The sequence below is a fragment of the Pantoea agglomerans NBRC 102470 genome (genome assembly GCF_001598475.1).
Classification (GTDB): Bacteria; Pseudomonadota; Gammaproteobacteria; order Enterobacterales; family Enterobacteriaceae; genus Pantoea; species Pantoea agglomerans.
This window is the reverse complement of sequence record NZ_BCZA01000006.1, coordinates 274977-293176: the sequence shown is the minus strand read 5'-3', so window position 1 is coordinate 293176 and position 18200 is coordinate 274977. Positions and strand designations below refer to the sequence as shown.

The following is an 18200-nucleotide window of genomic DNA, read 5'->3' as shown; positions in this document are numbered from 1 at the left end:
ATGTTGAAATCAAATAAAGTTTTCGTTTGGTCAGTTTGTGCATCGGTTATTTTCTCGGCGAGCATTAATTATGCATATTTTAAAAGCACCAGGCTCATTTATACGTGCTCGTCTGAGCTAACCCTGGCATATCCGGATGGATATAGAATTTACGCCTCCTTCATTGGCTTCAACTATAGCGATGGAAGTGGATTATCAACATATCGTGGAACCGTTATAAACGGCGATAAAGAATATATCCTTAATTCCGACATGCCTTATAGAATTCAGGGAGCTAAAGTGAAATCTATCACCTACGATCAGACCGTTAAGAAAAATAACGATACGGTGCCAGAAGATATTACGTTTAAAAAAATGCTCAGTAAAGACTCAACTTACTACCTCTCTTTTTATGCATCGCCAGATGGTGATGTTATTGTTAAAGATAGAGGTTCTGTAACCTATATATGCTCTCATTAATATAGTTATATTTTTCTGATTATCTTATTATTACTCACTAAGTAGTGGATTGTTAAAATACCAAAAAGTATCCAACTCTGGTTAGCCTATACTTTTTATGATAATCTACTTGAAGCGTGTTCAGCTGATTTATTATTAGTTGGGGATTTTGATCGACTTTCAATAAATAAAATTTTTTATTGAGCAGCATCTTTTTCTGCAACGGAAAACTTTAATTTTCCCATCTAAACTCGGAATCAGACGCAGACAGCACGGTAAACGCCTTGCAGAAAGTAAATGAATGTCGGCTTATCCCGATTATCGGTAGCGCGCCATACTGATGGTATTAGTTAACGTTCAAAGTATGACCGTATGACTGCTATATAAAATCAAGTTTACTCATTTCCGGCACCGGGAACATCATGTGCAGCAGTAAAAACCGTCAGGCGATGGCTATTCGTTTATTACTATGTAGTGAATATATCTGCTTAAGTCTTAATGAGAGGATAAACCTTTGCTGAAATAATATCCTGCTATCCTGCATCGCATCAGGAAAAGCGGGTCATTTTGAAAATTCGATTTGGTGACGTCACCTAGCCTGCGGCTCTTTTCTGGCAGCTCGTCAATCAATGGACCTGAGAGGGGAAACAGCCACAGCGCCAGTCTTCCATGAGCAGCCTTCATTTTCTGAAAAGATTTACCGAAAACAGGGTGTCGATACACAAACGCTTTAGGGATATGTATTTAAGAAATGACAGATAAATATAAAGATGCTCGTGATCAGAGATGGGATCGGATGGTGATAATAGTAATCCGTTTTGCAGAAAACTCTTTTGACCACCGCTTTAGAAAGTACAAATTCGGATGAGATCAGTCCGGAAAATTCCCGAAAACTGGCCGCATGATGCGGTCCGGACTGAGCCTGTTGTAGTGTGCAGAAGTGAGGACTATCTCCCCAGAATCTCTCTGCGGACAATCTCAGCGCCCGCACTTAACGCATGCAGCTTGCCATTGGCAACCTGACGCGGCAGTGGAATCATGCCGCAGTTGGTTGAAGGATAGAGATTTTCAGCATCCACAAACTGCAGCGCTTTGCGCAGCGTATTCGCCACTTCTTCAGGTGTCTCAATGGTATGGGTTGCCACGTCGATGGCACCGACCATGACTTTTTTACCGCGAATCAGCTCGATCAGATCCATCGGAACCCGCGAGTTCTGACACTCCAGTGAGACAATATCGATAGCTGAACGCTGTAATTTAGGGAAGACCTCTTCGTACTGACGCCACTCTGTACCCAGAGTTTTCTTCCAGTCTGTATTCGCTTTAATGCCGTAGCCGTAGCAGATATGAACCGCGGTTTCACACTTCAGACCTTCGATGGCGCGCTCTAACGCGGCGATGCCCCAGTCGTTCACCTCATCGAAAAAGACGTTAAACGCAGGCTCATCAAACTGAATAATATCCACGCCAGCGGCTTCTAATTCTTTGGCTTCCTGATTCAGAATCTTTGCGAATTCCCAGGCCAGTTTTTCGCGACTTTTATAGTGATTGTCATAAAGGGTATCGATCATCGTCATCGGACCCGGCAACGCCCACTTAATAGGACGATCGGTCAGCTTACGCAGGATTTTCGCATCTTCAACAAATACGGGTTTCTGACGTGAGACTTCACCCACCACGGTCGGGACGCTCGCATCATACCGATTACGGATTCGAACCACTTCACGCTTTTCAAAATCCACACCGCTGAGGTGTTCAATAAACGTCGTCACGAAGTGCTGACGGGTCTGCTCGCCATCACTGACGATATCAATACCGGCCCGAACCTGATCGTCCAGACACAGACGCAACGCATCTCTTTTGCCGTCAACTAACTCTTCATCCTGCAGTTTCCAGGGTGACCAGAGCACCTCTGGCTGCGCAATCCAGGAGGGTTTAGGCAAGCTGCCAGCAGTAGATGTCGGTAATAAGGTTTTCATAGCAGGTGACCTTCTATATTTAATTAATCAAAGAACGAATTCAGCAGACCATTGCGCGAGAAGTGTCTGATTCGGCTTAATAAAATGCGTCTCAGTAAACTTACCCTGTTCGACGGCCAGGCGGCTGCGTTCTTCGCGATCGTAAACAATCCGGGTTAACGAATAATCCTGATGCTGCAGCGTGGGTTGATAGCACTGTCCCGCAGCAGAATTCGCGTTGTAAATTTCAGGGCGATAGATCTTCTGGAAAGTTTCCATGGTGCTGATGGTGCTGATCAGCTCAAGATTGGTGTAATCGCTGAGCAGGTCACCGTGGAAATAGAAAGCCAGCGGCGCAACACTGCCCTGCGGCATGAAGAAACGCACTTTCAGACCCATTTTTCCGAAATAGAAGTCAGTCAGGGAAGGTTCATCCTGCTGATATTCAATGCCCAATACCGGATGCTGATTACCGGTGCGCACGTAGGTGTTTTTGCTCGATACACTCAGGCAGATAACCGGCGATTTACTGAAGTTCTCTTTATAGACCGCTGAGTTCACGAAACTTTTGAAAATATTGCCATGCAGCTGACCAAAATCATCCGGCAGGCTGAATTCAGTCTGACCTTTGTTATGTTCTGACAGAACAACGCTGAAATCATAATCACGCACATAGGAAGAGAAGTTATTGCCGACAATCCCCTCGGTGCGCTCACCGGTTTTATGATCCACGATATGCGTTTTTAAAATCTCAATCGCCGGGAACGATTCGTCGCTGCTTCCGGGACGAAGATTCAGCTCAGCAGAAATAATCTCAAGTTCAACTGAGTAGCGGTCGCCCTTTGTATTGTCCCAGTGCGCCAGAGAGTTGAAACGATTGTCGATCATCACCAGGGCGTTGTGCAGGTTTTCCTGACGTTTTTCGCCGCGCGCTAAATTAGCGAAGTTAGTCGTCGCCCGCGTATTTTTCGAAGGATTATAGTTTTCGTCGAAACGAATGCGCTTGAGGGTAAAGGCTAAGTTGTTCATCGCTATCGGGTATCCTGGTCGCTGATATGCGTTGTTGCTTTTAAGGGTTATCCAGCGTGGCTATCCCTTTACAACTATTCATATGACTCAAAGTTATTAACAATTCTTACTTTATGCCTCAACACCCGGTTGAAAAAAAGTGATTAAATTTCAACGAACATGAAGGAAATTCATGTTGAGGTATTAAAGCGGGGAAATTTTCATGAGGCAGCGAGCCTTTTAACACCTGATGTAAAATTCGGGTGTAAAAAGCCTCGCACTAAGGGGGGGATGCGTTGTACCTGATAAAACAAAGCGTAAGAGTCTCACGCAGAGACTATCTTAATCAATCGCGACATTATCCGTAGTGCGCCAGCGTACGTAAAACAGGCTGGCCAGTTTCAGGCGGAGATTTTCGCTGATGTTGCCGGTCGACGCGGAACGCTGCACGGTTGCGTAAAATCAGTATTCCCCACCATAAATACTGCCGGACCCGCTATCACTGGCAAGGTCAGACTGGGCAGCAGTCTGCCTGCTACAGCGCCAGGAAGGTGTCAGCAAAAATGTCAGGCTGGTAGCCAGAGGCGGTAAACAGGTGCTCACGCGAATTATCAATGGCAGTACGCAGTCGCGCTCTGTCTACGCCCAGTACCTTACCGTTCTGTTTGACGATGCGTCCGCCGATCATGACGGTGTCGATGTTGCTACGCTCTGCGGCATGAACCACCGTGCCAAAGGCATTGCCGGACGGGTAGAGGTTGAGGTCGCGGGTGTTAATCAGAATCAGATCAGCCTGTTTGCCTGGCGTCAGACTGCCCACTTTATCCTGCAGACCTGCACAGCCCGCGCCATCAAGAGTCGCGGCTTTAAGGAGTTGTGCCGCCGGAAGCGTTTTCAGCGCATGTTCAGAATTGCAGCACTGCTGCTGGTGCATGCCCATCACCCGCTGCAGGTAAAAAGCCACACGCATCTCCATAAACATGTCGGTGCTGTATGAGGTTTCGTTGTCAACGCTCAGGCCCGGGTTGATGCCATGGCGCTGCGCGGCCTCCATAGCGAACATCCCGCTTTCGATACCATAGTGCGAATCAGAGCGCGGGCAGACGTTTACCCGGACACCGGCTTCGCGCAGAATTTTCCACCCTTCGTCAGGCAGCGCTGTGCAGTGATTAAAAATATTGTCCGGACCCAGCAGCCCCTGCTGATGCAGTGATTTAAGTTCAGCCCCCATCTCCGCACCAAAGAACTCAGTGACAATCGACAGTCCCAGCCTGCGGGCCTCGGTCCACAACTCTGGCTCCAGCTGGGCCATGACCGCAAGAGTAACCAGGCTTTCAGGGCTTTTGGTGAAATACTTCTCCTGCAGGCGCTGCCAGTTACCCGGCCAGTGCGCTTTATCCCATTCGCCTGCTACCGGTGCGCCGGAGGCATGGATTGCGCGAATACCGGAATCAAGCAGGGCCTCGACGGCGGCATCGGAATGCGCTGCGGTACGGCTGTTGTGCGAATTATCAATCATCGTGGTGATGCCAGCGTCAATAGCACCCAGCGCCGTCAGCAGGTTACCGACGTAGATATCGGCAGGACGATAATATTTAGCGAACGAGAAGTGCGTGGCATCGCTGTAGTCGTCCAGACAGGTAGCATTTGGGTTAATTCGGCGCAGTTGTCCTTCCCATGCGTGACGATGAGAATCGACCATTCCCGGCATGGCAATCATATTGGTCGCATCCATGACATGCGCATCCGGCGCATCCAGTTTCGGGCCTACGGCGGTAATTGTTGAACCGTTGATAAGAATATCACCGCGTTCAATGTTACCGACGTGCTCATCAATGCTCAGTATCGTCGCGCCACGAATTAACGTTACCTGTGAAGTGACATTCTGTTTGTTAACAATATTTCTGATGTAGTCGGTCATTAAACCTGCCTCTTTCCTGATGAATAGGGAAACGATACGCCACGCCATTACCCCGAAAAAGATGCTTAAAATGTTTTCATCATTCATAATTCTCGAATAATAAAATGCACCTCCGGCGGGGAGCCAGAGAATGGACCGAATCCAGGCTATGCAGATTTTTACGCGGGTCGCTGAAGCCGGAAGCTTTGTGCGCGCGGCAGAAACATTGTCACTGCCCGCTTCCACCGTCACCAGCACGATTAAAACACTGGAGAAATATCTGCAGGTGCGTCTGCTTAACCGGACGACAAGGCGCGTCAGCCTCACTCCTGAAGGCTTGCAGTATCTGGCGCAGTGCCGGGAGATCCTGTCGTTGATTGAACACACCGAATCCAGCCTGACCGAATCTGTCAGGCGCCCCCAGGGAAGGCTGCGGGTGGATATGCCTGGCGGGATCGCCCATTTTATCGTTATGCCGAAACTGAAAGATTTTCACCGGCGCTATCCGGATATTTACCTGATGATTGGGGTCAGTGACCGACAGGTTAATCTTGTTCACGATGGCGTAGATTGCGTCATCAGAACCGGGGAATTAACGGACTCCACGCTGGTTTCCCGTCCGCTTGGCCGGTTTCGTTGGGTGACCTGCGCCTCTAAAGACTATCTCAGCGAGTACGGTGTCCCTGAGACGCCTGAAGCGTTGGCACAGCATCGGGCGATCCATTACTTTTCCAGCACGGGAAGACGGACGAATGAACTGCGTTTCACGCGTGGCACTGAAAGCATCTCCGTCCCGGTAAATGGAGATGCAGCCGTTAACGAAACGGGCCTCTATATCAAAATGTGTCTTGATGGCTTCGGACTGGCACAGCTTGCTGAGAATGTGATCGCTGAGCATCTTCAGCAAGGCAGGCTGATCGAGGTTCTGGCCGACTGGCAGCCGTCCTCAGTGCCGGTGACAATGCTCTATCCGCATCAGCGTTTTCTCTCTCCCGCCGTGCGCGCGTTTGCGGAGTGGATGGACGAAATCATCTGATAATGGTGATTCTGAAGTTCATGGCTGCACACGCCTTAAGCGGCCGAGTCAATGTCCGGTTAACAATCCGCTACCCTGCCTGTAGCGGTATAAACCGTGAGCAAAAACAGAAACCGCTAAAATTAAGTTTGCCGGGCTACTCAGGTGCACGCATTTTTATCAGCTCTGTTTCTCTACAATCGGCATCGACTCCTGAATTTCGTTTAACAACATCACTGATATTTCCCTGACCGATAACGGCGAGTTTCTCCTCACAGTATTCGATAACGTCATTATTCGCGGTGTTACGATGAAAAGAGAGGGATACTATGAAATATAAAATTTCCGGCCTGAACGCCGGGCAATTTGCTCATCTTTTTGGACAGAGCGATGAATATCTGAAAAAACACCATGCAGTACGACAAACGGTAGAGTGCTATCCGGGTTATCCCGACAGAATCTCATTGTGCGATATCCCCGTTGGAGAAAGCGCCCTCCTGATTAATCACATCTATCAGCCTGCCGACACGCCCTATTTTGGTACTCATGCAATCTATATATGGGAGGGATGCACCCGGCAAGGCATTTACATCAATGAATTACCTGAAGTCCTGCTAAGCAGAACGCTGTCATTAAGGGCCTATGACGGAAAGCATTTTTTAAAAGAGGCGGATATAGCTGAGGGGAAACTTGCTGAAGATCTCATCGGCCATTTTTTTGCCGACCCGAAGATTAGTTATATCCAGATACATAATGCGAAACGGGGATGCTATTCCTGCTGTGCAGAACGTTTTGAATGACGGTTTGTATTGAGAAGCCCTATCCGCAACAGGAAATTATTCGCCTCCAGGGTCGCTTTCGTATCATGACCCTGTTCTGAAGAGGGTGCTAAGAATTATGTCAGTAATCCTTCCCTATCCAATATGGCAAAAGGAGTGCCTGTTTCTGGAAGGTCAGACGTCATGAAGCGCGATACCCTTTTTTATACTGGCAATAAAATTATCACGGATTATATCCTCGTGGTTCGCGTTCCAGGCAATGCCAACTTTCCAGCTTATTGACTCACCTGTTAACGGAATAATAACCAGCTCCGGCGGTGCAATATGCATAACACTGTATGGCACAAGGGCAACACCCGTGCCCGCGATGACTAGCGCGACAATAGTTTGTATATCATCACTCAATTGAGTGGATGATATGAAAAGCGCGTTGTCATGAAGAAAACGGTCAATTTGCGCATTTAAACCCCGTCCTCGCTCGGCATGAAGTCGCAACAGAGGACGTTTCTTCAGCCAGTCAGCAGCAGGCAATGACGGTGAACTTGCAGGCGCAATCAAAACCAATCGATCGGTAAACAATGGCAGGTAATCCAGCGCTACAGGAGGCGGAACTCTGACAAAACCGATCTGGAGCTCATCATTTTGCAAAAGTTCGTACTGCTGGAAGGAAGGAAGATCTGTCAATGACATCTCTATCCCCGGACACTCCCGACGAAATTCTGCCATACAGCGTGGTGCAAGATAAAAACTTGAGAGACCGAACCCCACGGCTAAATGCCCTTCAATCCCTTTTGAAACCCGCTCTGCATGATGCATAAATAATCGGGTTTGCCTGACCACTTTTTCAGCCTCTGGCAGCAGACATCTGCCACCGCTCGTGAGTGTGGCTCCATGACGCCCCCGCGTAAACAGTGACGTTTCCACCAGGGACTCAAGGAGATTAATCTGCTTGGTCAATGCAGGTTGCGAAATAAACAACGCCCGTGCCGCGTCAGCATAATTTCTTTTTTCAGCCAGCATCAAAAAGGCCTTAAGCAAGCGGATGTTCATTTTTACATTCCAAAAGGTTATCGAAACCGGAAATGTTTTGATTATACAGTTATCAGCAATGGTTATGTAATTCAGTTTCGATTACTACCGGAGAAGTACCATGAGCAACCCTACATCCTTAAAAGCTGCCACCGTGCAATTTCAGCATCTGGCAAATAACAAAAATTATAATCTGCTGATAATGGAGAAATTTATTGAACAGGCAGCGATTGAGCAGGTGAAAATCCTCACATTCCCGGAAATGTGTATTACCGGCTACTGGCATGTACCCAAACTCACCTCGGCTGAGGTAACTGCTCTCGCCGAGCCGATCGAGGGGAGTCCTTCCCTTACATTGATTCGTTCCCTGGCGATGAAACATCAAATGCTGATTGGCGCCGGGCTTATCGAAAGAGCCGATGATGGCCGCCTCTATAATGCGTATGTTGCCTGTATGCCGGACGGCTCAATGCACACTCATCGCAAACTCCACGCTTTTGAACATCCGTCAATCAGCAGCGGTGACCGCTTTACCGTTTTTGAAACGCCCTGGGGAGTAAAAGTAGGTATCCTCATTTGCTGGGACAATAATCTGGTAGAAAATGTGCGTGCAACGGCATTGCTGGGTGCAGATATTCTTCTCGCGCCACATCAGACAGGCGGTACCGATTCCCGCAGTCCTTATGCGATGAAACCCATTCCGATGACGCTCTGGGCGGAGCGGGAAACGCGAAGGGAGGAAATTACTGCTGCATTCAAAGGGTCAAATGGTCGGGAATGGCTGATGAGATGGCTGCCCGCTCGTGCGCATGACAACGGTTTATTTATTCTCTTCAGTAACGGCGTAGGTGCAGATGATGATGAGGTGCGCACAGGTAATGCAATGATCCTGGATCCTTATGGAAGAATCATTAATGAAACCTGGGCAGCGGAAGATTTTATGGTGAGCGCTAACCTTGATTTGAGTCTGCTTGCAATGAGTACCGGACGTCGCTGGATCCATGGTCGCCGTCCTGATTTATACCATATTCTGACACAACCGCAGGGCTACGAACGTGATGCGATTAGCGCCCGATTTTCTGATGAGACGCCTTAAATAGGCTCGGCGACTGAAATCATCCAGTCGCGAGAAAGATTGTCAGGGCGCGGCATCGTGAAAACCTCGCCCTGACATTAAAGCTTAAACCAGCGCACTATTAATTTTAAAGACGCTGACACTGGCAAGCAACATTTCGGCCTGAGCCTGTAAGGCCTGCGCTGCGGCTGTGGATTGCTGAGAAAGCGCGGCATTTTGCTGAGTGGCCGCGTCCATATGTGTGACCGCCAGATTAACCTGATCGATACCAACACTCTGCTCATTACTGGCCGATGATACGTTTTCAATCAACTCGCTGACCTGATGAATACGTAAAATAATTTCCTCCATCGTCGTCCCCGCGTGTTGAACCAGTTCATTGCCCTGGCCGATTGAACTCACAGAACGTTCGATCAGGATACGCACATCCTTTGCCGCTTTTGCAGAGCGCTGTGCCAGAGCACGTACTTCGGCCGCAACCACCGCAAACCCTCGACCTTCGGTGCCCGCACGCGCCGCTTCGACCGCAGCATTCAGTGCCAGAATATTAGTCTGGAAAGCGATACCGTCAATCACCGTAATGATCTGGTTAATCTCGTTCGAGAACTGCTGGATCTCGCTCATGGTGTGTACCACTTTTTCCACCACATTGCCGCCCTGACCCGCAATGGAGCGGGCATCCTGGGCAATATTGCTGGCATGATATGCGTTCTGCGCGTTGTTTTTCACCACCGAAGTGAGTTCCTCCATGGAGGCAGCAGTTTCTTCAAGTGCGCCAGCCTGCGCCTCGTTACGTGAGGAAAGTTCCTGGCTGCCCTGCGCGATTTGAATTGACGCAGAGGCGATGTTTTCTGTACCGGTACGTACACCAGAGACGATTGAAGTCAGGCTGCTATTCATTTCACGCAACGCTGTCATTAACTCTGCGGTTTCGTCACGTCCGTTTGGACGAATAACAGTCTGCAGATCACCTGAAGCCACGGTGCGCGCAATATTGACTGCTTCGCGTAATGGATGGGTAATGCTGCGGATTAACCAGACAGTTATCACTATGCCGGAAAGTAAAATACCGGCCATGGCGATCCATAAGGTCATACGGGTTTCACGGTACTGAGCAAGGTTTTGCGCTGTCAGTTGCTGATTGAGTTTTTGAGCATGTGCCAGCGTATGATGAACGACATCATCAATCATTTTGGTCGGCTCACGATCGATGCCATTGACCTGGCTATCAACCAGTTGGGCACTGGCGAGGTTATGCGTGTCGTAGTTTTGCAGCGCAGCGAGGTATTTTTGTCTGAGCTGGGCGTGTAGCTCAATCGTCTGTTTCACCTGCGCCGTATCCATCCCAAGCTCGGGTTGCAGTATCAGCAGTTGATGGAGCAGTGCCTGAGTTTTGTCACTTTGCGTCAGAAAGGCCGTTTTGTATTTGTCATAAACACTCTGGCCTTGTGTGCCGCGTAAGAGGGCATTTTTCCACTCCTGTACCTGAATTTTAAACTGAACCTGTGCATTACGTGCAGTATCAATGCTCTCTGCGACACGTGTTTCGCTTGCCATGATGTCAATATTTTTTTGCAAAGCCTGCGCATTCAGGTTTATGCCCCTCAAACCGACAATCATTGTCGCCAGCAGCAGGACTGCTGCCATCACACTGAGTCTTTGCCCTATCGTAAAATGATTAAGTTTCATATTTTTTCCGTGGTGAAAACAATAATGCACCGGCAAATCCCGGTACAACGGTTATCGTCACGGTAAAGCATGGACTTTATGGCTGGAGGAAGATTGATGGCATAATTTCATGTAAATAAGCGTCTCTTTTAAGCTGACAGAGTCTGAAGATAAGCTATGAATTAAAGTTTAAGCTGCTGGCTGCTCCGGTTTGAAAGGCACTATTGGTCGTTATCAACAATCAAGTCATCACAAATACTCGTGTTGTTAAAGCAGAAAAATGAGGAGAGTCAGCACGCTCGCTAACGCTATGCCACTATTAACTTGTGTAAGATCATGCCGGATAAAAGTTTTGTGCGCTGAATAACGCAGGTAGCGTGCCTGATCATTAAATCCGCTCTATGCGGAATTGATAATCAGTCACTGGGCATCCCGGCAGCGATAGACTACTCAGGGGATTTCTTAATAGGATAACTAACGAGTGGTTTGATCTCTTTAAGCACAAACATACTCTGCATTTCTTTAATTCCTGGCAATCTGCGTACCACTGACATTGCAAAATCAGCATAGGAGTCCAGATCTGAAGCCACAACCTGTAGCAGAAAGTCAGCATCCCCACCGATGCTATAACAGGCAACCACATCCTCCAGGGCAGTCACTTCCTCTTCAAATTTTCTGGCCTCCGCTTCGCTATGGCTGTCAATGACGACCCGAATGAAAACCATTACTCCCAGCCCAATTTTCTTGCGGTCAAGAACAGCACGATAGCCCTGAATCACTTTATCTTCCTCGAGCTTACGAACTTTGCGCCAGCAGGGAGATGCTGAAATGTTTATCTTCTCCGCCAGCACCTGGTTAGTTACCCGGGCATCGTCCTGTAAAATTTCGAGAATTTTCATATCTGTCGAACTGAGCGTCATAAGGGGAAATTCCTTTCTTTATGTAGGCGGTTTAGGGTTACTTTTACCTAAAAACAGGCGTTAAGTAAATAATATAGGTAACAATTTTCCGCTTTCATGCTGCATAATATCTTTACTTTTCCAGCCTGTTATTACAATCAATATAAGGAAAAACTGAACCCTGATTTAATGCATATGGTTCAATTTAATTTAAAGAATGCAGGGAGCTGATCATCTCTTGAAGAGAGGATCGGATAGAGCACTGCGCGCACATGAAAATTAAACTTGTCATCTGCGTAGTTAAATCAATGCAGCAACATCCGCCCTGGAATAATCGAACATCCACTTTCAACGTTAAACCAACTGATAAAAAGGATGCATATCTTTAACCCTTAATTAAGCTTTTTATATGACAACCATCGTTCATAACCAGGCATTTTTGAACAACTAACGCTGTTCCCTTTTACCGAAGTGCATTTCAACAGGAATAACTATGTCAGGAACTACTGAAATACTATCTTATATTGCTGCGCTCGGTTTGGCTGCTGCAATTCCGGGTCCGGGGATGACTGCATTAGTCGCTCGCAGCGTGAGTGGGGGCGCAATAACAGGCTTTACGATGCTGGCCGGTCTCATTCTCGGAGATTTGATTTATTTATCTGTGGCGGTATTTGGTCTGGCGGTGATCGCTCATACCTATACCTCTCTCTTTACGCTGATTAACTGGGCTGCCTCACTCTTTTTATGCCTGCTGGCATGGCAGTTCTGGTGCCACCAGCCTCAGGCAATAAATATCGATCAAAAAGCGACAAAACGAGAACTGGCATCAGCCTGGTTTTCAGGACTGACCATAACGCTGGGAAACCCTAAAACCATCGCTTTCTATCTGGCTATACTGCCTCTGGTTATCTCTCTCGATAATGTATCTTTTCAGATGTGGGGAGGACTGCTTGTTCCGCTTACCGTGTTAGTCCTTTTGAGTGTGGGAGCCGTTTTTATTTTTGCAGCCCTCAGGATACGCCACCTCCTGACCAGCGCTAAAGCGCAACGACTCCTTTTCCGTTCAGCCGGTACCATCATGATGCTGGCCGCGGCTGGAATGGTGGTAAAGACTCTTTAGCGTTCATTACCACCTCCTCTGCCTCAGGAAAAGGGGGCCGGTCTCGTGGTCTTGATAGAAAATGATCAAGTTCTGGCCTGTTTATCAGGCAATAAGCAATAAATAGTAAAAGTGATTCCAGCCAGAAAAGCCTGAGCGCCAAAAGCAGCTATCTTCTGATAGCTGCTTTTTTGCCTTTCAGATATCCCATTTTTTACTGCTTATGTTCCTGCTTCAACGTTTCCTGACTATCCACCAGGACCGCATTAGCGGCTAACCCTGTACTTCACATCTATAATTCAGTGACTCAGGCCCATGCGCCCGATCCGGCTAGCCGATTAATCAGTTTGGGGGTGGCTGGACATCGTAGTGTCAGCGATACATCGATATTCACTCCCCTGATGATGCCGGCCGGATTTAAGACGCTCATCATTTACAGAAATAAGGATGCCTCATGATCTTTTCTCTCAAAAATCAGGTTGCGCTGGTTACCGGTGCCAGCTCGGGTCTCGGCTATGCCTGCGCAGAAGCACTCGCTAAAGAAGGTGCCTGTGTAGTGATTAACTACCATAGCCAGGCGGAACCGGCCGAGGAGCTGGCTGAGAAAATCCGCGCCGATGGAGGCCGTGCAATTGCTGTAAAAGGAGACGTTTCTAAAGAGGCGGATGTAGAGAATCTTTTTGACCAGACGATCAGGGAATTTGGCAGGCTGGATATCCTGGTGGCGAACTCAGGACTGCAGAAAGATGCCCCGTCCATTGAGATGACGCTAGAGGACTGGAATACCGTTCTGGACGTGAACCTGACTGGCCAGTTCCTCTGCGCGCGTGCTGCGCTGCGGCAGTTCAAGCGTCAGGAGCATCGCCAGGACATCAGCAAAGCTGTCGGTAAGATTATTCATATGAGCTCGGTTCACCAGCTCATTCCCTGGGCCGGACACGTCAACTATGCCGCATCAAAAGGCGGCGTTGACATGCTGATGAAAAGTCTGGCTCAGGAAGTGGGTGAAGAACGTATTCGTGTCAATGCAGTGGCACCCGGCGCTATCGCTACCGCTATCAACGAGGAAAGCACCCAGGGTGAAGCGGGCAAAGCGCTGTTAAAGCTCATCCCTTACGGGCGTATCGGTGCGGCTGAAGATGTGGCGAATGCCGTCGTCTGGCTTGCCAGTGATCTCTCTGATTACGTTCATGGCACCACGCTTTTTATCGATGGTGGAATGAGCCTTTATCCCGGATTCCGCGACAACGGCTGAGTGATGCGTCACTGTCCCAGGTGGATGGCCGACTGATCGATAGCCCGTTGATGGGAATAGTATCCGGAACGGGAAGTCCGGATTACACATTCCCGCCGTTCATAATAAAACGCCAGCGGGCTGTTGCGTTCAGTCCATGCCGCAACGGCTTCAGTAATGTTGAACGGCAAGAGCATCGATTCAATCTTTACAGTCATTCGGGCTGAGCAGACGCGTACGGCAGACCTCCAGAATTTCATCAGCAAGCCCGGAATTATCCGGGCAGGCACGCGAAAGCATCAGGGCACCCACAAGCTGCGCGAGCGTATTGATGAGATCCGCACGCGTGACCTGTTCCGTTTCTAAAACGGCAAGCTGTCGTTCAATTCCGGCCGCAAAGGTCTCGCGGATGGATTCAGACTGGCGCGCTGCATCGGTGCCCAGGGCCGACATGACACACCCCTTTGCCATATCATCGCGATGCTGGCGGGAAAGGTAATATTCAACGAACTTTTCCCGACTCACACCCTGAGTTTTTTCCGCCGATTGCGCGAAGCCGCAGTTCATCGCTTCGGCTAACAAATCGGCTTTCGACCCAAAGTGCTTATAGAACCCGCCATGCGTTAACCCTGCGGCTGACATCAGTTCAGCGACGCCTACCCCATCGTAACCCCGCTCACGAAAAAGTTCTGACGCCGTTTCAACGATTCGGTTCCTGTTTTCGCGAACCTGCTCTTTTGACACTTTCATCTTTTCCTCCTGAAACTGAGCTTAAGTATACATTGATGATGATCATAATCAAACCAGTTGACTTTAATGATTACGATCATCATCATTAAATCAGTTTACTGACCCGCTAATCCGCAAAGGAATAACCATGACGAATCAATCCTTATTTCAGCCCTATGAACTGGGATCTGTCACGCTTGCGAATCGCATCGTGATGGCTCCGCTGACACGTAACCGGGCAGGCGCAGGCCTTGTGCCAGGTGAACTGGCAGCGACTTACTACGCTCAGCGTGCCACAGCAGGGTTACTGATTACCGAAGCTACGCAGATTTCAGCAGAGGCGCAGGGCTATCAGGATACGCCGGGGATCTACACGCAGGCCCAGATTGAGGGCTGGCGTAAAGTCACAGATGCGGTACATGACAAAGGCGGACGTATATTTGTGCAGTTGTGGCACACAGGTCGAATTTCACATGTCGATTTACAGCCAGAAGGAGCCGCACCAGGCGCGCCGTCAGCTATCCGTGCTGAAACCAAAACCTTCGTGAACAACCATTTTGTTGATGTTTCAGAACCCAGAGCGCTTGAGCTGAAGGAAATAAAAGGCATTGTTGCCGATTTCAGAAAGGCATCAGCCAATGCCATTACCGCAGGCTTTGATGGCGTAGAGATACACGGTGCGAATGGCTATCTGCTTGAGCAGTTCCTGAAAGATGGTGCCAATCAGCGCACCGATGAATATGGCGGTTCAGTAGAGAATCGTGCACGCCTGCTATTAGAGGTCGTGGAGGCCGTGAAAGATGAGATCGGCGCAGCGCGGACGGGCGTTCGCATCTCACCGGTCTCACCTGCTAATGCGATTTCATGCAGCGATCCGCAGCCACAATATGACTACCTGGCAGAGCAACTTGATGCTTCAGGTATCGTTTATCTGCATGTTGTTGAAGGCGCGACGGGAGGTCCCCGTGATGTCTCACCGTTCGATTACACTTCGCTGCGTCGCCGCTTTAAAAACACTTACATCGGTAACAATGGCTATGACCTGGCGCTGGCGTCTGACCATCTTGCACAGGACAAAGCCGATTTGTTCGCATTCGGTCGCCCCTTCATTTCTAACCCCGATTTTGTCGAAAGACTTAAGTCGGGAGCACCTCTGGCCCCGCTTAATCCTGAAACACTGTATGGCGGTAGTGCGGAGGGCTACACCGACTATCCATCGCTTAGCGGTAACAGTTAATCACTCTTCAGGTATCACGGTTAACCCTATATCGCTAACGGCGATTTTTATCAAACAAATGAAGAAGATAAAACTATGACTCGTACTTCAGTCCTCATTACAGGCGCATCAACGGGTATTGGTGCTGTTTACGCTGAGCGCTTTGCACGTCGTGGACATGACCTGGTTCTGGTTGCTCGCGACAAATTAAAATTAGAAGCGCTTGCTAAACGGCTGCGACAGGAAAATCATATTTCCGTCGATGTGCTGCCTGCCGATCTCACGCTGGCGAGTGATTTAGCTGCTGTTGAAGCACGCCTCCGGGAAGACACGCGGATAGGCACTCTTATCAATAACGCAGGTATCGCTCAATCCGGCACGTTTACCGAGCAGAAGCCTGATTCCATCGAACGCCTTATCGCGCTTAACGTCACTGCCCTGACGAGACTGGCCACTGCTGCAGCACGCCGGTTCGCAGAAGCCGGAGAAGGTTCGATCGTCAATATCAGTTCCGTAGTCGGACTCGCCCCGGAATTTGCAATGACGGTTTACGGCGCAACAAAAGCCTTTGTTCTTTTCCTCTCTCAGGGAATGAACGTTGAGCTCTCTTCAAAAGGCATTTATATCCAGGCGGTGCTCCCTGCAGGTACGTACACCGAAATCTGGGATCGTGCCGGTATCGACATCAGTAACGCCTCAAAAATGATGGAAGTGGGCGAACTGGTTGACGCCGCTCTGGCGGGTTTTGACCGCCGCGAACACGTGACGATTCCGCCATTACATAAAGCTGATCGCTGGGATGTTCTTGATGCCTCCCGTCAGGGTCTGATCTCGGACATCAGACAGGAAGAGGCCGCAGAGCGATACAAAACCCTTTAGCCAAGCCCTGCTCAGCAGAACCTTTTACAGGGTTCTGCTGAGCGGTAAATCGACCATGAATCTCTTAATGGCGGCATGAGCATATTAACCGGCAAAACCTTATTCCATTATTTATTACGTTGCTCCCCGGAGCCGCTTTTTAGCTCAGCAACAGAGGCACCTGAAAGTACGTCAGTGCTAAATATCAGAGGATAAACACCAAATGAAATCCAGGACGATGCGAGCCTTTACGTTTAAACGCTACGGGAAGTCACCTGAGCTGGGATTTGAAAATGTAGATTACCCTTCCCCCGCTGCCGATGAAATCCTGGTAAAAGTCTATGCCGTTGGTCTGAATCCCATTGATAACATTATCCCCGGCGGAATTTTCAAACCGATTCTGCATTTTAAACTTCCGGCGACACTGGGCAGTGATTTGTCAGGCGTGGTGATTGCAACAGGAAGTCGCGTGACACGTTTCAAGCCGGGCGATGAAGTCTTCGCCAGCATTTTCGACACGGGAACAGGTTCACTCGCCGATTTTGCATGCGTTCCTGAACGTCTCGCGGCTATTAAGCCTGAAAATATGGATTTCATTGAGGCTGCTTCGTTGCCGATGGTTAGCCTCACCGCCTGGCAGGCGTTTACAGAGAGAGCACATCTGCGACCAGGCCAAAAAGTGTTTATTCCGGCAGGTTCGGGAGGGATTGGCACTATTGCGATTCAGCTGGCAAAGCATCTTGGCGCCCGGGTAGCGACGACGACCAGTTCAGCCAACGTAGAGTGGGTGAGTCGGCTGGGCGCAGAAGAAGTGGTCGACTATAAAAAGCAGGAATTTGAAACCGTGCTGAGTGGCTACGATCTCGTACTCGGCACGCTGCGGGGGGATTCCATTGAAAAATCCATGCAGATTCTTAAACCTGGTGGAAAGATTGTTTCTCTGGTTGGTCCATTAGACGTTAATTTCGCGCGAGCCCGGCAGCTGAATATCTTGCTGCGGATAATTTTTGCCCTGATGAGTCGCAAAATTATGCGCCTTTCAAAAAAGCGCGGTCTGGATTATTCATTTCTCTTTGTTCGTCCTGATGGCGATCAACTCACCCAAATCGGCAAACTTATTGAAGCAGGACATATCAAACCGGTAATCGACAGGGTGTTCCCATTTGCAGACACAAAAGATGCCCTGGCTTACCTTGAACAGGGACATGCAAAGGGTAAAGTCGTGGTTGAAATTCATCAGGAATAACAACCAGACCTGACGTGGGAAATAGTCATTAACTCAGGCGTTAGCGCCT

General features: G+C 48.9%; 16 protein-coding genes. 9 read left to right on the top strand and 7 right to left on the bottom strand.

Annotation, left to right across the window (positions count from 1 at the left end):
* Positions 1-459, top strand: coding sequence for a hypothetical protein (locus tag PAG01S_RS22260; RefSeq protein ID WP_140417616.1), 459 nt, complete (start codon positions 1-3; stop codon positions 457-459).
* A 926-nt stretch (positions 460-1385) separates the two neighbouring features.
* On the opposite strand, the gene PAG01S_RS13935 is transcribed toward PAG01S_RS22260, so the two are convergent.
* The 3 genes from PAG01S_RS13935 to PAG01S_RS13925 all read right to left on the bottom strand — a co-directional run bounded on the left by PAG01S_RS13935 (position 1386) and on the right by PAG01S_RS13925 (position 5325).
* Positions 1386-2417, bottom strand: coding sequence for a methionine synthase (locus PAG01S_RS13935; protein WP_062759120.1), 1032 nt, complete (start codon positions 2415-2417; stop codon positions 1386-1388).
* A gap of 27 nt (positions 2418-2444) precedes the next feature.
* Positions 2445-3425: a DUF1852 domain-containing protein gene (locus PAG01S_RS13930; RefSeq protein WP_062759118.1), complete on the bottom strand. Its 981-nt coding sequence runs from the start codon at positions 3423-3425 to the stop codon at positions 2445-2447.
* Positions 3426-3939: 514 nt separating this feature from the next.
* Complete coding sequence (locus tag PAG01S_RS13925) at positions 3940-5325, bottom strand: amidohydrolase family protein (RefSeq protein WP_022624681.1); 1386 nt, start codon at positions 5323-5325, stop codon at positions 3940-3942.
* Positions 5326-5455: 130 nt separating this feature from the next.
* Here PAG01S_RS13925 and PAG01S_RS13920 point away from each other — a divergent pair, with 130 nt between their 5' ends.
* Positions 5456-6340: a LysR family transcriptional regulator gene (locus PAG01S_RS13920; RefSeq protein ID WP_045140178.1), complete on the top strand. Its 885-nt coding sequence runs from the start codon at positions 5456-5458 to the stop codon at positions 6338-6340.
* 308 nt (positions 6341-6648) lie between these two features.
* Positions 6649-7119: a DUF1203 domain-containing protein gene (locus PAG01S_RS13915; RefSeq protein WP_060679003.1), complete on the top strand. Its 471-nt coding sequence runs from the start codon at positions 6649-6651 to the stop codon at positions 7117-7119.
* Positions 7120-7272: 153 nt separating this feature from the next.
* On the opposite strand, the gene PAG01S_RS13910 is transcribed toward PAG01S_RS13915, so the two are convergent.
* A complete protein-coding gene (locus PAG01S_RS13910) occupies positions 7273-8148 on the bottom strand; it encodes a LysR family transcriptional regulator (RefSeq protein WP_062759116.1) in 876 nt (291 codons plus the stop codon).
* A 100-nt stretch (positions 8149-8248) separates the two neighbouring features.
* On the opposite strand from PAG01S_RS13910, the gene PAG01S_RS13905 reads away from it, so the two are divergent.
* A complete protein-coding gene (locus tag PAG01S_RS13905) occupies positions 8249-9223 on the top strand; it encodes a nitrilase family protein (RefSeq protein WP_062759115.1) in 975 nt (324 codons plus the stop codon).
* A gap of 84 nt (positions 9224-9307) precedes the next feature.
* Here PAG01S_RS13905 and PAG01S_RS13900 read toward each other — a convergent pair whose 3' ends face one another.
* Complete coding sequence (locus PAG01S_RS13900; protein WP_062759114.1) at positions 9308-10891, bottom strand: methyl-accepting chemotaxis protein; 1584 nt, start codon at positions 10889-10891, stop codon at positions 9308-9310.
* A gap of 425 nt (positions 10892-11316) precedes the next feature.
* The gene (locus PAG01S_RS13895; protein WP_062759113.1) at positions 11317-11790 is read right to left on the bottom strand and encodes an Lrp/AsnC family transcriptional regulator; all 474 of its coding nucleotides are present in this window, start codon (positions 11788-11790) and stop codon (positions 11317-11319) included.
* Between the two features lie 472 nt (positions 11791-12262).
* On the opposite strand from PAG01S_RS13895, the gene PAG01S_RS13890 reads away from it, so the two are divergent.
* Positions 12263-12889 (top strand): LysE family translocator, encoded by a 627-nt coding sequence (locus PAG01S_RS13890; protein WP_022624675.1) that lies wholly within the window; start codon positions 12263-12265, stop codon positions 12887-12889.
* 433 nt (positions 12890-13322) lie between these two features.
* Positions 13323-14123 carry an SDR family oxidoreductase gene (locus tag PAG01S_RS13885; protein WP_052271235.1) on the top strand — a complete coding sequence of 267 codons (801 nt, stop codon included), beginning with the start codon at positions 13323-13325 and terminating at the stop codon, positions 14121-14123.
* A 180-nt stretch (positions 14124-14303) separates the two neighbouring features.
* On the opposite strand, the gene PAG01S_RS13880 is transcribed toward PAG01S_RS13885, so the two are convergent.
* On the bottom strand, positions 14304-14852 hold the full coding sequence (locus PAG01S_RS13880; RefSeq protein WP_033780096.1) for a TetR/AcrR family transcriptional regulator: 549 nt from the start codon (positions 14850-14852) through the stop codon (positions 14304-14306).
* Between the two features lie 127 nt (positions 14853-14979).
* On the opposite strand from PAG01S_RS13880, the gene PAG01S_RS13875 reads away from it, so the two are divergent.
* The 3 genes from PAG01S_RS13875 (at position 14980) to PAG01S_RS13865 (ending at position 18151) form a co-directional block, all read left to right on the top strand.
* Entirely contained in the window at positions 14980-16068 is a 1089-nt protein-coding gene (locus PAG01S_RS13875; RefSeq protein ID WP_062759111.1) for an alkene reductase, read from the top strand.
* A 75-nt stretch (positions 16069-16143) separates the two neighbouring features.
* Entirely contained in the window at positions 16144-16926 is a 783-nt protein-coding gene (locus tag PAG01S_RS13870) for an SDR family NAD(P)-dependent oxidoreductase (RefSeq protein WP_062759109.1), read from the top strand.
* Positions 16927-17128: 202 nt separating this feature from the next.
* Positions 17129-18151: an NADP-dependent oxidoreductase gene (locus tag PAG01S_RS13865; RefSeq protein WP_062759108.1), complete on the top strand. Its 1023-nt coding sequence runs from the start codon at positions 17129-17131 to the stop codon at positions 18149-18151.
* The last annotated feature ends 49 nt before the right edge of the window (positions 18152-18200 follow it).

Coding starts and splice junctions, on each gene's coding strand:
- PAG01S_RS22260 (WP_140417616.1), top strand. CDS start 1: ATGTTGAAATCAAATAAAGTTTTCGTTTGGTCAGTTTGTGCATCGGTT.
- PAG01S_RS13935 (WP_062759120.1), bottom strand. CDS start 2,417: ATGAAAACCTTATTACCGACATCTACTGCTGGCAGCTTGCCTAAACCC.
- PAG01S_RS13930 (WP_062759118.1), bottom strand. CDS start 3,425: ATGAACAACTTAGCCTTTACCCTCAAGCGCATTCGTTTCGACGAAAAC.
- PAG01S_RS13925 (WP_022624681.1), bottom strand. CDS start 5,325: ATGACCGACTACATCAGAAATATTGTTAACAAACAGAATGTCACTTCA.
- PAG01S_RS13920 (WP_045140178.1), top strand. CDS start 5,456: ATGGACCGAATCCAGGCTATGCAGATTTTTACGCGGGTCGCTGAAGCC.
- PAG01S_RS13915 (WP_060679003.1), top strand. CDS start 6,649: ATGAAATATAAAATTTCCGGCCTGAACGCCGGGCAATTTGCTCATCTT.
- PAG01S_RS13910 (WP_062759116.1), bottom strand. CDS start 8,148: ATGAACATCCGCTTGCTTAAGGCCTTTTTGATGCTGGCTGAAAAAAGA.
- PAG01S_RS13905 (WP_062759115.1), top strand. CDS start 8,249: ATGAGCAACCCTACATCCTTAAAAGCTGCCACCGTGCAATTTCAGCAT.
- PAG01S_RS13900 (WP_062759114.1), bottom strand. CDS start 10,891: ATGAAACTTAATCATTTTACGATAGGGCAAAGACTCAGTGTGATGGCA.
- PAG01S_RS13895 (WP_062759113.1), bottom strand. CDS start 11,790: ATGACGCTCAGTTCGACAGATATGAAAATTCTCGAAATTTTACAGGAC.
- PAG01S_RS13890 (WP_022624675.1), top strand. CDS start 12,263: ATGTCAGGAACTACTGAAATACTATCTTATATTGCTGCGCTCGGTTTG.
- PAG01S_RS13885 (WP_052271235.1), top strand. CDS start 13,323: ATGATCTTTTCTCTCAAAAATCAGGTTGCGCTGGTTACCGGTGCCAGC.
- PAG01S_RS13880 (WP_033780096.1), bottom strand. CDS start 14,852: ATGAAAGTGTCAAAAGAGCAGGTTCGCGAAAACAGGAACCGAATCGTT.
- PAG01S_RS13875 (WP_062759111.1), top strand. CDS start 14,980: ATGACGAATCAATCCTTATTTCAGCCCTATGAACTGGGATCTGTCACG.
- PAG01S_RS13870 (WP_062759109.1), top strand. CDS start 16,144: ATGACTCGTACTTCAGTCCTCATTACAGGCGCATCAACGGGTATTGGT.
- PAG01S_RS13865 (WP_062759108.1), top strand. CDS start 17,129: ATGAAATCCAGGACGATGCGAGCCTTTACGTTTAAACGCTACGGGAAG.